This is a genomic window from Chromobacterium sp. IIBBL 290-4, from assembly GCF_024207115.1.
Taxonomy (GTDB): domain Bacteria; phylum Pseudomonadota; class Gammaproteobacteria; order Burkholderiales; family Chromobacteriaceae; genus Chromobacterium.
The window spans coordinates 498,310-511,649 of record NZ_CP100128.1 but is presented as its reverse complement, the minus strand read 5'-3'; the positions used below and the strand labels follow the sequence as shown (position 1 = coordinate 511,649).

Below are 13,340 nucleotides of genomic sequence, written 5' to 3'. Positions count from 1 at the left end.
CCGCGGCCTGTCATCTGTTATCGGCTTAGTGAGCCGCCCATTGAACGCTATTCAGATCCACGCCGTCCTTGTACATCTCCCACAGCGGGGACAGCTCGCGCAGCTTGCCGATCTTGGACTTCAGCAGCTCGATCGCGTAGTCGATCTCTTCCTCGGTGGTGAAACGGCCCAGGGTGAAGCGGATGGAGCTGTGCGCCATCTCGTCGTTGCGGCCCAGCGCGCGCAGCACGTAGGACGGCTCCAGCGAGGCGGAGGTGCAGGCGGAGCCGCTGGACACGGCCAGGTCCTTGATGGCCATGATCAGGCTTTCGCCCTCGACGAAGTTGAAGCTGACGTTGAGGTTGTGCGGGACGCGCTGATCGATGTCGCCGTTGATGTACACCTCTTCCATGCTCTTGATGCCGTTCCACAGGCGGTCGCGCAGCATGCGGATGCGTTCGTTTTCGCTGTCCATTTCTTCGCGGGCGATGCGGAAGGCTTCGCCCATGCCGACGATCTGGTGGCTGGCCAGGGTGCCGGAGCGGAAGCCGCGCTCATGGCCGCCGCCGTGCATCTGCGCTTCCAGGCGCACGCGCGGCTTGCGGCGCACGTACAGGGCGCCGATGCCCTTGGGGCCGTAGGCCTTGTGCGCGGACAGGCTCATCAGGTCCACCTTCAGCGTGTTCAGGTCGATCTTCACCTTGCCCGGCGCCTGGGTGGCGTCGACGTGGAAGATGATGCCTTTTTCGCGGCAGATTTCGCCGATTTGCGGGATGTCCTGGATGACGCCGATTTCATTGTTCACGTACATCACCGACACCAGGATGGTGTCCGGGCGAATGGCGGCCTTGAAGGCTTCCAGGTCGAGCAGGCCGTTTTCCTGCACGTCCATATAGGTGACTTCGAAACCCTGGCGCTCCAGTTCGCGACAGGTGTCCAGCACCGCCTTGTGTTCGGTCTTGACGGTGATGAGGTGCTTGCCCTTGCTCTTGTAGAACTGGGCCGCGCCCTTGATCGCCAGGTTGTCGGACTCGGTGGCGCCGGAGGTCCACACGATTTCCTTGGGATCGGCGCCGATCAGCTTGGCCACTTCGGCGCGCGCGTTCTCAACCGCCTCTTCCGCTTCCCAGCCGAAGCTGTGGCTGCGCGAGGCGGGGTTGCCGAACTTGCCGGTCAGATAGGGAATCATCTTGTCGGCGACGCGCGGGTCCACCGGAGTGGTGGCCGAGTAATCCAGATAGATCGGTAGCTTGGGCTGGCTCATTTATATGTTCTCCGCAAGAGTATGCTTTTACAGTGCGCCGCTGGCGGCGTGATGGCCGTGGCCGTCGCGCTTGTCTTGCACCACGCGGCTCTCCGTGGCCGCCTGTTCCTTGGCGAGCTGCTCTTCCACCAGGCTGGCGAGGCTGACCTTGGATAGGTAGTCGAAAATGGTGACGTTGAGATTGGTCCACAGATCGTGGGTCATGCAGCGCTGGCTGCCGCGGCAGTTTTCGCGGCCGCCGCATTGCGTGGCGTCGACCGGCTCATCCACGGCGACGATGATGTCGGCGACGGAGATGTCTTGGAGCTGCTTGGCCAGCGTGTAGCCGCCACCCGGCCCGCGCACGCTGTCTACCAGCTCGGCGCGGCGAAGTTTGCCAAATAGCTGTTCAAGATAGGACAGCGAAATGCTTTGGCGTTCGCTGATGCCGGCCAGGGTAACCGGGCCGCGCTCTTCGCGCATCGCGAGGTCCAGCATCGCGGTGACGGCAAATCTGCCTTTGGTGGTGAGACGCATGGTTGTCATTCCGGTGGGTGGTTCAGGACCGATTATACCCAATAGTCGAGTATTTTAGTCAAGTATTTACCAAGCAGACCCAACCGGTATGTGGGGCAAAGGTGTGATTTTACTAGGTTTAATGATTGCTTGGGTATGGTTTTCTTACATTTTCTCGACGCTTGTGTAAAATCCTCGTCATATCACGCTCAACTCCCGTGTTTTGGCGTCTGATCGGCAGGGTTCGCCGTCGATCCGGCATCTCGTGGCGGGATGATAAAGGATGAACCCATGCATAAAGTCGTAATCAGCGGCACCGGCCTGTTCACGCCGCCGCACGCGGTCAGCAACGAGGCGCTGGTGGAGGTGTTCAATGCCTTCGTCAGAAAGCATAACGCCGAGCACCAGGCGCAGATCGAGGCCGGCGCGATGCAGCCGCTGGCTGAATCCAGCGCGGAGTTCATCGAAAAGGCGTCCGGCATCAAGCAGCGCTTCCTGATGGACAAGTCGGGCGTGCTGGATCCGGAGCGGATGAAGCCGTACCTGCCGGAGCGCGCCAACGAGGAACTGTCGCTGCAGGCCGAGATGGCGGTGGCTGCCGCGCGGCAGGCTTTGGAGGCGGCAGGCAAGCGCGGCGCCGACATCGATATGGTGATCGTGGCTTGTTCCAATATGCAGCGCGCCTATCCGGCGATGGCGGTGGAGGTGCAGCAGGCCCTGGACATCCAGGGCTTCGCTTTTGATATGAATGTGGCATGCTCGTCCGCCACCTTCGGCATTCAGACGGCCTACAACGCCATCGCCAGCGGCCAGGCGCGCGCGGTGCTGATGGTGAACCCCGAGATCTGTTCCGCCCACCTGAACTTCCGCGACCGCGACAGCCACTTCATTTTCGGCGATGCCTGCACCGCCGTGGTGCTGGAGCGGGCGGAGCAGGCCGCTTCGGCTCATCGCTATGAAGTGCTGGGTTGCAAACTGGCCACGGTGTTTTCCAACAATATCCGCAACAATTTCGGCTTCCTGAACCGCTGCGACGAGACCGGCATCGGCCAGCCGGACAAGCTGTTCATCCAGCAGGGCCGCAAGGTGTTCAAGGAAGTGTGTCCGATGGTGGGCGAGCATATCGTGTCGCATCTGGACAGCCTGGGCATCGCGGCTGGCGATGTGCGCCGCTTCTGGCTGCACCAGGCCAATCTGGCGATGAATCAGCTGATCGCCAGGCGCGTGCTGGGCCGCGAGGCCGATGCCGTGGAGGCACCGGTGATTCTGGATCGTTACGCCAACACCAGTTCCGCCGGCTCCATCATCGCCTTCCATCTCCATTCGCATGATTTGCGGAGTGGCGATGTTGGCGTCATCAGTTCTTTCGGGGCGGGCTATTCCGTGGGTTCCGTGGCGTTGAAGAAGTTGTAAGCCATTGTCAGAAGCCGCGGTTGTCATGACCGCGGATGCGATAAAAAAGCCAGAGGGCGCTTGTCAAAAGCGCCCTCTCTGCATAATGTATCCCCCATCGACCAAAGCGTGGCTCTGGTTGAATAGCAAAAAATGACCAAATGGTCTGTACAAAGGGAAGGGAAATAATTATGCAAGCTTTCAAGAAGTTGCTGCTGGCAGGCCTGGTGGCGGGTTCCGCGCTGAGCGCGCAAGCCGCCGGCACCCTGGTGTTCTGCTCCGAAGGCAGCCCGGCCGGCTTTGATCCGGGCCAGTACACCACCGGCACCGATTTCGACGCCTCCGCCGAAACCGTGTTCAACCGCCTGGTGCAATTCCAGCGCGGCGGCACCAAGGTTGTACCCGGCTTGGCTGAAAAGTGGGACGTGTCCGCCGATGGACTGTCCTACACTTTCCATCTGCGCAAGGGCGTGAAGTTCCATACCACGGAATATTTCAAGCCGACTCGCGATTTCAACGCCGATGACGTGTTGTTTACCTTCCAGCGGATGATCGACAAGAACCATCCGTTCCGCAAGGCTTACCCGACCGAGTTCCCGTACTTCTCCGACATGGGCATGGACGAGAACATCGCCAAGGTGGAAAAGGTCGACGCCAACACCGTCAAGTTCAGCCTGAAGAAGATCGACGCCGCCTTCGTGCAGAATCTGGCGATGAGCTTCGCCTCCATCCAGTCGGCCGAGTACGCCGACAAACTGTTGAAGGACGGCAAGCCGCAGCTGATCAACCAGCAGCCGATCGGCACCGGCCCCTTCATCTTCAAGCGCTACCAGAAGGACGCGCAGATCCGCTTCGCCGCCAACAAGCAATACTGGGACAAAGTGGACGGCCCCAAGGTGGATAACCTGGTGTTCGCCATCACCACCGACGCCTCGGTGCGCTACCAGAAGCTGAAGGCCGGCGAGTGCCAGATCACCACCTTCCCGCGCCCGACCGACATCGCCGCGATGAAAGCCGACCCGAAGATGAATGTGATCTCTCAAGCCGGCTTCAACCTGGGCTACCTGGCTTACAACGTCAAGCACAAGCCGATGGACAAGCTGGAAGTGCGCGAAGCGCTGGACATGTCCATCAACAAGAAGGCCATCCTGCAGGCGGTGTACCAAGGCTCCGGCCAGGCTGCTGTCAGCTCGATGCCGCCGACCCAGTGGTCGTACAACAAGAGCCTGAAGGATGCGCCGTACGACGTGGCCAAGGCCAAGGCGCTGCTGGCCAAGGCCGGCTATCCGAATGGCTTCGACATCACCCTGTGGGCGATGCCGGTGCAACGTCCGTACAACCCCAACGCCAAGCTGATGGCGGAGATGATCCAGTCCGACTGGGCCAAGATCGGCGTCAAGGCCAAGATCACCACTTACGAGTGGGGCGAGTACATCAAGCGCGCCAAGGCCGGCGAGCATGACGCCATGCTGATCGGCTGGACCGGCGACAACGGCGATCCGGACAACTGGCTGGGCACGCAGCTGGGTTGCGAGGCGATCAATGGCAACAACTTCGCCAAGTGGTGCTACAAGCCGTTCGAGGACCTGATCCAGAAGGGCAAGACCACTGCCAATGTGGCCGAGCGCACCAAGCTGTACACCAAGGCGCAGGAAATCGTGAAGCAACAGCTGCCGTATACCTCGATCGCCCACTCCACCGTCAATCAGCCGATGCTGAAGTCGGTGCAGGGGTTCAAGGTGAGCCCGTTCGGCCTGAACGCTTTCTACGGCGTCAGCGTCAAGTAAGACTGGTTTGAATTAAGCCAAGAGGGCGGGGCGCGCAAGCGCTCCCGCCTTGCGTCAAGTGTCGCGGCGATCAGTCCTCCGTTAGAGAGGACGGCGGCTCGGCATGGCAGTATCTGCACGGGAATACAAGTCTGGAGAAGCTTGGGCGAGCGGCGGCGATGCCGGCTTGACCTGCGTCAATCTGTCAAAGCGCTAGGGCTGATATTGTCTCTCCTGCCGCGACAGTGGATGCAGCTAATGCTGGTGGGTGGTTTAGTTGCCATTCCGCTGTCCGGCACCTCTTCAAAGTTCATGCGCCTCGCGCGCATCCGTCTTGCCTCTCCCGCGCCGACTTTCTGCACGCTCTATATCCAAGGTTTGACGGCGCTCGCCGCCGCTGATGGCGCAAGCGCCCTGGAGAGGTATCCATGTTTTCATTCATCCTGCGCAGGTTGGGCCTGCTGGTGCCCACCTTCTTCGGCATCACGCTGCTGACTTTCGGCCTGATCCGCATGATTCCCGGCGACCCGGTCGAAGTGATGGTGGGCGAGCGCACGCTCGATCCCAAGCTGCACGCCGAGGCGCTGCATCGCCTGGGGCTGGACAAGCCCTTGTACGCCCAGTATCTGGACTATGTCGGCAATCTGCTGCATGGCAATCTGGGCGAGTCGCTGGTCACCAAGGCCGGCGTCTGGACCGAATTCAAAACCCTGTTCCCGGCCACGCTGGAGCTAGCGTTGTCCGCGCTGCTGTTCGCCGTGTTCTGGGGGCTGCTGGCCGGCGTGCTGGCCGCCATCAAGCGCGGCTCCTTGTTCGATCACGGCGCGATGGGCGTTTCGCTGACCGGCTTTTCGATGCCCATCTTCTGGTGGGGCCTGATCCTGATCATGTTCTTCTCGGTGAAGCTGGGTTGGACGCCGGTATCCGGCCGCATGGATCTGACCTTCGACATCGCGCCGCGCACCGGCTTCATGCTGATAGACAGCTGGCTGGCCGAGGCGGCCGATCCCGAGGCCAACTCCGGCGCGTTCAAGAGCGCGCTGATGCACCTGATCCTGCCGTCCATCGTGCTGGGCACCATTCCGCTGGCGGTGATCGCGCGGATGACGCGCTCGTCGATGCTGGAAGTGCTGCGCGACGATTATGTCCGCACCGCCCGCGCCAAGGGCCTGTCGCCGGCGCGCGTGATCTTCATCCACACCCTGCGCAACGCGCTGATTCCGGTCTTGACCGTGATCGGCCTGCAAGTGGGCACGCTGATGGGCGGCGCGGTGCTGACCGAGACCATCTTCTCCTGGCCCGGCATAGGCAAATGGCTGATCGACGCCATCGCCCGCCGCGACTACCCGGTGGTGCAGAACGGCATCCTGATGGTGGCCACATTGGTGATCGTCACCAACTTCATCGTCGACATCCTGTACGGCATCGCCAATCCGCGCATCCGTCACGCCAAGTAAGCAGGGACGCAATATGAGCCAAAGCAATCAAACCGCGGCCGCGCAGACGGCCGACCTGGCGTTGTCCTATCCGTCTCCGCTGAAGGAGTTCTGGCAGGGCTTTTCCCACAACAAGGGCGCGGTGGCCGGTCTGGTCTTCGTGCTGTTCATCACCGCCTGTGCGCTGCTGGCGCCGGTATTGGCGCCGTACAGCTCGATCGAGCAATACCGCGACCACCTGCTGACGCCGCCGGCATGGGAGGCGGGCGGCAGCCTGCAATTCCTGTTCGGCACCGACGAGCTGGGCAGAGACATCCTGTCGCGGCTGATCTACGGCGCGCGCATGTCGCTATTCATCGGCCTGATGTCGGTGCTGTTGGCGCTGATTCCGGGCGTGATCCTGGGCCTGTTGGCCGCCTTCTTCCCCAAGGTGCTGGGCGCCACCATCATGCGGCTGATGGACATCATGATGGCGCTGCCGTCCTTGCTGCTGGCGGTAGCCATCATGGCCATTCTCGGACCTGGCCTGACCAATGCGATGATCGCCATCGCCACCGTGTCCTTGCCGGCCTATGTGCGTCTGACCCGCGCCTCGGCGATGACTGAGCTGAACCGCGATTACGTGGTGGCTTCGCGTGTGGCTGGCGCCGGCCTGTTCCGGCTGATGTTCGTCACCGTGCTGCCCAACTGCATGGCGCCCTTGATCGTGCACGCCACCATGAGCTTTTCCTCGGCCATTCTCGAAATCGCCGCCCTGGGCTTCCTGGGCCTGGGCGTGCAGCCGCCGACGCCGGAGTGGGGCACCATGCTGGCCTCGGCGCGCGACTACATCGAGCGCGCCTGGTGGGTGGTGACCATGCCGGGTCTGACCATTCTGCTGTCGGTGCTGGCGATCAACCTGATGGGCGACGGCCTGCGCGACGCGCTGGACCCCAAGCTGAAGCGCGTGGCCTGAGGATAAGAATATGAGTCTGTTGCGAATCAAGAATCTCTCGGTCGAGTTCGGCTCGGAGAAGAACCCCTTCCGCGTGGTGGAAGGGCTGGAATTGACGGTGGACCAGGGCGAGATCGTCGGCATCGTCGGCGAGTCCGGCTCCGGCAAGTCGGTCACCATGATGGCGATGATGGGCCTTCTGGAAGGGCAGGGCCGCATCGTCGCCGACGAACTGAGCTTCGATGGCAAGGACCTGCTGACCATTTCGGCGCGCGGCCGCCGCAAGATCGTCGGCAAAGACATCTCGATGATCTTCCAGGACCCGATGACGGCGCTGAACCCCAGCTACACCGTCGGCTACCAGATCATGGAAGTGCTGAAGGCGCACCAGGGCCTGCGCGGCGCGGCCTTGAAAGCGCGCGCGCTGGAGCTGATGGAGCTGGTGGAGATCCCGGCGGCGGCGACGCGGCTGGACGCCTATCCGCACCAGCTGTCCGGCGGCATGAGCCAGCGCGTGGCCATCGCCATGGCCATCGCCTGCAACCCCAAGCTGTTGATCGCCGACGAGCCGACCACGGCGCTGGATGTGACCATCCAGGCGCAGATCATGGAACTGCTGGTGTCTTTGCAGAAGAGCCAGAACATGGCGCTGATCCTGATCACCCATGACCTGGCGGTGGTGGCCGAGGTGGCGCAGCGCCTGGTGGTGATGTACGCCGGCCAGGCGGCGGAGATGGGCACGGTGCCGGAAATCTTCCGCCACCCGGTCCATCCCTACACCGAGGCGCTGCTGTCGTCCATTCCGGAGCACAGCAAGGGCGCGCGCCGCTTGGCCACGCTGCCCGGCATCGTGCCGGGGCAGTACGACCGCCCGAGCGGCTGCTTGCTGTCGCCGCGCTGCCCGTACGCGCAGGACAACTGCCGCAGCCAGCGGCCCGGATTGACCGCCCACGAACATGGCGCGGTGCGTTGCCACTACCCGTTGCTGGCCAAGGAGAAGCAGCATGGCTAAGGTTTTGCAAGCAAGGGATCTGACCCGTTATTACGATGTGGCGCAGGGCATGTTCAAGCCCAAGGCGCAGGTGAAGGCGCTGGCCGGCGTGTCGTTCGAACTGGAGGCCGGCCGCACGCTGGCGGTGGTGGGCGAATCCGGCTGCGGCAAGAGCACGCTGGCGCGCCAGCTGACCTTGATCGAGCAGCCGACTTCCGGTTCGCTGATCCTGGACGGCCAGGACGCGGCCACGGCCACCGGCGCCGATTTGAAGGCGATGCGCCGCAAGGTGCAAATGGTGTTCCAGAACCCTTATGGTTCGCTGAACCCGCGCCAGAAGATAGGCGACCAGCTGTCCGAGCCGCTGCTGATCAACACCAAGCTGTCGGCCAAGGAGCGCGAAGAAAAGGTCAGGGCGATGATGGCCCGCGTCGGCCTGCGTCCGGAGCATTATTTCCGCTATCCGCACATGTTCTCCGGCGGCCAGCGCCAGCGCATCGCCATCGCCCGCGCCATGATGCTGAACCCTAAGATCGTGGTGGCCGACGAGCCGACTTCGGCGCTGGATGTCTCGATTCAGGCGCAGGTGCTGAACCTGTTCATGGATCTGCAGGAGGAATTCAACACCGCCTATGTGTTCATCTCTCACAATCTGGCGGTGGTGGAGCATGTGGCCAACGACCTGATGGTGATGTACCTGGGCCGCGCGGTGGAAGTGGGCGACAAGGCCCGCGTTTACGAGCGCCCGCTGCACCCTTACACGCAGGCGCTGCTGTCGGCCACGCCGTCCATTCATCCGGAAGACCGCCGCATCAAGATCAAGATCGAGGGCGAGCTGCCCAGCCCGCTGAACCCGCCGTCCGGCTGCGCCTTCCACAAGCGCTGCCCGCACGCCAATGAGCGTTGCAAGTCGGAAGTGCCGCAATTGCGCGAGCTGGATCAGCGCATGGTGGCTTGCCATCGGGCGGAAGAGATCAACGGCTGAGACCAAATCGGCATCGGCAGCCCGCGGTGTTTTGCGCCGCGGGCTTTTTTCATTTCATCGTCGTATCGCGCGGCGTACACTGGGCTTCCCACCACCCACGGAGGCTTGCCATGCATGTGTATCCGTATCTGAATTTCAATGGACGCGCCGAGGAGGCGCTTAACTTCTACCGCGACGCCTTGTCAGGCGAGATCGCCATGCTGATGCGCTATGGCGACGCGCCGGAGAGCGCGCCGGACATGGGCGAGCCGAATCCCGACTGGATCATGCATGCGCGGCTGGTGTTTGGTCCCAATGTGCTGATGATTTCCGATACCTCTCAGCCGATGGCGCCCACGCCGCAAATCACCTTGTCCATCAACCTGGAGGGCGATGCAGACAAAGCCCGCAAGGTGTTTGCCGCGCTCAGCGTCGGCGGCAAGGTGACGATGGACCTGCATCAGACATTCTGGGGCGCGCTTTTTGGCTGTTTTAGTGATAGATTCGGCGTTTGCTGGATGGTCAACTGCCAGTTGTGACCATAGGATGACAAGGTCGCGATGCGGCGCATTTTTTGCCGCATCGCACAAAAAACGCTTTACCACCCCGCCCCTGCAAGATACATTCGCCATGGAACACATCGCCAAAGCCAGAGGAAGACGCCAATTGAAACGAGCCGTATACGCCGGCAGCTTTGACCCCGTGACCAATGGCCACTTGTGGATGATACGCGAGGCGGTGGAACTGTTCGATGAACTGATCGTCGCCGTGGGCGTCAATCCGGACAAGCATTGCACCTTCAGCGTGGAGGAGCGCGTGGCGCTGCTGCGCGAGGTGACGGCCGGATCGGCCAAGCTCAGGGTAGACGTTTTCGAGAACCAGTTTCTGGTCAACTACGCGCAAAGCGTGGGCGCCAACTACATCGTCCGCGGCATCCGCACCGCCAGCGACTACGAATACGAACGCACCATGCGTTACATCAATTCCGATTTGCATCCGGACATCACCACTCTCTTCCTGTTGCCGCCGCGGCAGTACGCCGAAGTGTCGTCCACCATGGTCAAGGGCCTGGTGGGGCCGCGCGGTTGGGAAAGCGTGATCCGCCAATATCTGCCGGAACCGGTTTACCGCAAGATGCTGGAGATGTATTCGCAGCAATAAGCCTTATAATGCAGTTTTGAATGTTCAGCCGCGCCAGATTCGTCTGGCGCGTTTGTTTTGCCGTTTCGAGGATTTCCCATGCAGGATGTCAGCGCCTTTGCCAACCGTCTGGCCAAGAATTACAAGCATTACGCCAAATGGGCCCGCCGTCAGGGGCTGGACGCTTGGCGCGTCTATGACAAGGACGTGCCGCAGTTCCCGTTCGCGGTCGATGTCTACGGCCAGCGCGTGCATCTGCAGGAGTACGACACCGGCTGGGAAATGGAAGACGACGAGTATCGCGCATGGATAGACGCGGTGGTGGCGGCCATCGAGCAGGTGACCGGCCTGCCGGCCGCCGGCGTGACGTTGAAGAATCGCCGCCGCCAGAAAGGCGTCAGCCAGTATGAAAAGGAAGGCGTGGAAGGCGAGGACTTCATCGTCGAGGAGTTCGGCCAGCGCTTCATCATCAATCTGGACCAGTATCTGGACACCGGCTTGTTCCTGGATCACCGCAATACCCGCAAGCGGGTGCGCGAAGAGGCGGCCGGCAAGCGTTTTCTGAATCTGTTCGCCTATACCGGCAGCTTCACCGTCTACGCCGGCGCCGGCGGCGCGGTGTCGTCCGAAACCGTGGACATGTCCAATACCTATCAGGACTGGTCGCGCCGCAATTTCGAGCTCAACGGCCTGGACCTGGCCAAGCACCAACTGGTGCGCGCCGATGTGTTCCAGTATCTGGAAGAAGCGGTGGACGAGGGCAAGCAGTTCGATTTGATCGTGATGGACCCGCCCACCTTCTCCAATTCCAAGAAGATGCGCGACATCCTGGACGTGCAGCGCGACCATGTCTGGCTGATCGATTACGCCATGGCTTTGCTGGCCCCGGGCGGCGTGCTGTACTTCTCCAATAATCTGCGCACTTTCGAGCTGGACGAGCGGCTGGGCGACGATTACCAGATCCGCGACATCAGCGCGCAGTCGGTGCCGGAAGACTTCCGCAACCGCAAAATCCACCAATGCTGGCGCATCAGCCGCGGCTGATTTCAGCATCCCGCTGATTGTAAAACGTTTTTACGTGAACTTTATTGCCGGTTCCGCACTCGTACAGTAAAGCGCGTTTCCGCATGGAGTCGCCGACCAGCCAGCCGGCGGCTCTTCAGCCGCCTCGCCGCGAGCGCGGCGGGATGCGGAGCGCCTCCATGCCTTCCTGATTCATCGGTTTGTCTGCGTCGCGGCGCGGACGCGTTTTCGCTCGAAAACGATAAAGGGAGAACCGATGATCCAACTCGACTTCTACGGCACGCTGGTGGCCGCCTCGCTCGTCCTGCTGCTGGGACGCAAACTGGTCGCCCATACTGGCGTGCTGCGCACTTACAACATTCCAGAACCGGTAGCCGGCGGCCTGCTGGTGGCGGCAGCTTTGCTGGCGTGGCGGCAATTCTCAGGCATGGAGGTGCGCTTCGATACTTCTTTGCAAACACCGCTGATGCTGGCTTTCTTCGCCGCAATCGGCCTGACCGCCAATTTGTCCAGCCTGAAACAGGGCGGCAAGACGGTGGGTATCTTCCTCGGCGTGGTGGTGGGCCTGCTGCTGGTGCAGAACACCCTGGGCGTGGCGGTGGCCAGCGCTTTGGGCCTGGATCCGCTGATGGGCTTGCTGGCCGGATCCATCACCTTGTCCGGCGGCCATGGCACCGGCGCGGCCTGGAGCGGCACCTTCGCAGACAAATACGGTTTGGCCTCCGCCGCGGAATTGGCGATGGCTTGCGCCACTTTCGGCCTGGTGTTGGGCGGCTTGATCGGCGGACCGGTGGCGCGTTTCCTGGTCAAACGGGTGAAAACGCCCGGCGCCGAGCATAACGCCGACCAAGCGCCGCAAGGCTTCGAACAACCTGACGCGCAGCGTCTGATCACACCGCATTCCTTCATCGAATCGCTGGCCTTGATCGCGGTCTGCCTGTTGGGCGGCACTTTCCTCGGCGGCTTGCTGAAAGGCACGGCGCTGGAGCTGCCGACCTTTGTCTGCGTGCTGTTTGTCGGCGTATTGATCAGCAATGGCCTGGCGGCGCTGGGGTGGTACAAGATCTTCGAGCGCGAAGTGTCTGTGGTGGGCAATGTCAGCCTGTCGCTATTCCTGGCGCTGGCGCTGATGTCGCTGCGCTTGTGGGATTTGGCCGCCTTGGCGCTGCCTATCTTCGCTCTGTTGTTGTTGCAGACCTTGGCGATGGCGCTGTACGCCGTGTTCGTCACCTTCCGGGTGATGGGCCGTAATTACGACGCAGCGGTGCTGGCGGCAGGCCATTGCGGCTTCGGCCTGGGCGCCACGCCCACCGCCATCGCCAATATGCAGGCGGTGACCGAGCGTTTCGGCCCTTCGCATCTGGCCTTCCTGGTGGTGCCCATGGTGGGGGCCTTCTTCATCGATATCGTCAACGCCATCGTGATCAAGCTCTATCTGGCCATGCCATTCATCGCCTGAGGCGCGCGCGGCTATCGGGGCGATTGAAAAATTCAACCCGCCCCGCGTCTTGCAATGGCGGCGGCCTGTTCATATCTTTGGCTGTGAAGAGCCCGTCGCTGATGGGCGCAGCCATATAGAAAGAGAGCCATCATGTCCTTCGTCAATCTCACCGCCGACAACTTCAACGCCAATATGAAGGAAGAGGGTTTGGTCATTCTGGACTTCTGGGCGCCGTGGTGCGGCCCGTGCAAGATGTTCGGCCCGGTGTTCGAGGCCGCCTCGGCCAAGCATGAGGACATCGTGTTCGGCAAGATCAATACCGAAGACGAGCGCGATCTGGCGGGGCATTTCAATATCCGCTCCATTCCGACGCTGATCGCAGTCAAGGACGGCATCATGGTGTTCAATCAGGCCGGCGCCATGATGGGCGCGCAGTTCGAACAGCTGATCCAGAGCCTGCGCGAGCTGGATATGGACAAGGTGAGGGCGGATATCGCCAGCCAGCAAGAATGACA

At 61.8% G+C, this 13,340-nt stretch carries 13 protein-coding genes; 11 read left to right on the top strand and 2 right to left on the bottom strand.

Annotated elements, in window-relative coordinates; translation table 11 throughout:
* Window positions 1-25: 25 nt before the first annotated feature.
* Window positions 26-1,243 (bottom strand): IscS subfamily cysteine desulfurase, encoded by a 1,218-nt coding sequence (locus NKT35_RS02315; protein ID WP_254298385.1) that lies wholly within the window; start codon window positions 1,241-1,243, stop codon window positions 26-28.
* A 27-nt stretch (window positions 1,244-1,270) separates the two neighbouring features.
* Complete coding sequence (iscR, locus tag NKT35_RS02310; protein ID WP_254298383.1) at window positions 1,271-1,759, bottom strand: Fe-S cluster assembly transcriptional regulator IscR; 489 nt, start codon at window positions 1,757-1,759, stop codon at window positions 1,271-1,273.
* Window positions 1,760-2,029: 270 nt separating this feature from the next.
* Here iscR and NKT35_RS02305 point away from each other — a divergent pair, with 270 nt between their 5' ends.
* From NKT35_RS02305 to trxA, 11 genes are all read left to right on the top strand, one after another.
* On the top strand, window positions 2,030-3,151 hold the full coding sequence (locus tag NKT35_RS02305) for a beta-ketoacyl-ACP synthase III (RefSeq protein ID WP_254298381.1): 1,122 nt from the start codon (window positions 2,030-2,032) through the stop codon (window positions 3,149-3,151).
* A gap of 170 nt (window positions 3,152-3,321) precedes the next feature.
* Window positions 3,322-4,917: an ABC transporter substrate-binding protein gene (locus NKT35_RS02300; protein ID WP_254298379.1), complete on the top strand. Its 1,596-nt coding sequence runs from the start codon at window positions 3,322-3,324 to the stop codon at window positions 4,915-4,917.
* 407 nt (window positions 4,918-5,324) lie between these two features.
* Window positions 5,325-6,353 carry an ABC transporter permease subunit gene (locus tag NKT35_RS02295; protein ID WP_254298377.1) on the top strand — a complete coding sequence of 343 codons (1,029 nt, stop codon included), beginning with the start codon at window positions 5,325-5,327 and terminating at the stop codon, window positions 6,351-6,353.
* Window positions 6,354-6,366: 13 nt separating this feature from the next.
* Complete coding sequence (locus tag NKT35_RS02290; protein WP_254298375.1) at window positions 6,367-7,287, top strand: ABC transporter permease subunit; 921 nt, start codon at window positions 6,367-6,369, stop codon at window positions 7,285-7,287.
* Window positions 7,288-7,297: 10 nt separating this feature from the next.
* Complete coding sequence (locus tag NKT35_RS02285; RefSeq protein WP_254298373.1) at window positions 7,298-8,278, top strand: ABC transporter ATP-binding protein; 981 nt, start codon at window positions 7,298-7,300, stop codon at window positions 8,276-8,278.
* On the top strand, window positions 8,271-9,242 hold the full coding sequence (locus NKT35_RS02280; RefSeq protein WP_254298371.1) for a peptide ABC transporter ATP-binding protein: 972 nt from the start codon (window positions 8,271-8,273) through the stop codon (window positions 9,240-9,242). Before NKT35_RS02285 ends, NKT35_RS02280 begins: the two co-directional genes overlap by 8 nt.
* 110 nt (window positions 9,243-9,352) lie before the next feature.
* A complete protein-coding gene (locus NKT35_RS02275) occupies window positions 9,353-9,760 on the top strand; it encodes a VOC family protein (RefSeq protein ID WP_254298369.1) in 408 nt (135 codons plus the stop codon).
* A gap of 91 nt (window positions 9,761-9,851) precedes the next feature.
* Window positions 9,852-10,382, top strand: a complete 531-nt coding sequence (coaD, locus tag NKT35_RS02270; RefSeq protein ID WP_254298367.1) for a pantetheine-phosphate adenylyltransferase — start codon at window positions 9,852-9,854, stop codon at window positions 10,380-10,382.
* A 78-nt stretch (window positions 10,383-10,460) separates the two neighbouring features.
* The gene (locus tag NKT35_RS02265; RefSeq protein ID WP_254298365.1) at window positions 10,461-11,405 is read left to right on the top strand and encodes a class I SAM-dependent methyltransferase; all 945 of its coding nucleotides are present in this window, start codon (window positions 10,461-10,463) and stop codon (window positions 11,403-11,405) included.
* Window positions 11,406-11,640: 235 nt separating this feature from the next.
* Complete coding sequence (gene gltS / locus NKT35_RS02260) at window positions 11,641-12,843, top strand: sodium/glutamate symporter (protein ID WP_254298363.1); 1,203 nt, start codon at window positions 11,641-11,643, stop codon at window positions 12,841-12,843.
* A 132-nt stretch (window positions 12,844-12,975) separates the two neighbouring features.
* Window positions 12,976-13,338, top strand: coding sequence for a thioredoxin (gene trxA, locus NKT35_RS02255; RefSeq protein ID WP_254298361.1), 363 nt, complete (start codon window positions 12,976-12,978; stop codon window positions 13,336-13,338).
* The last annotated feature ends 2 nt before the right edge of the window (window positions 13,339-13,340 follow it).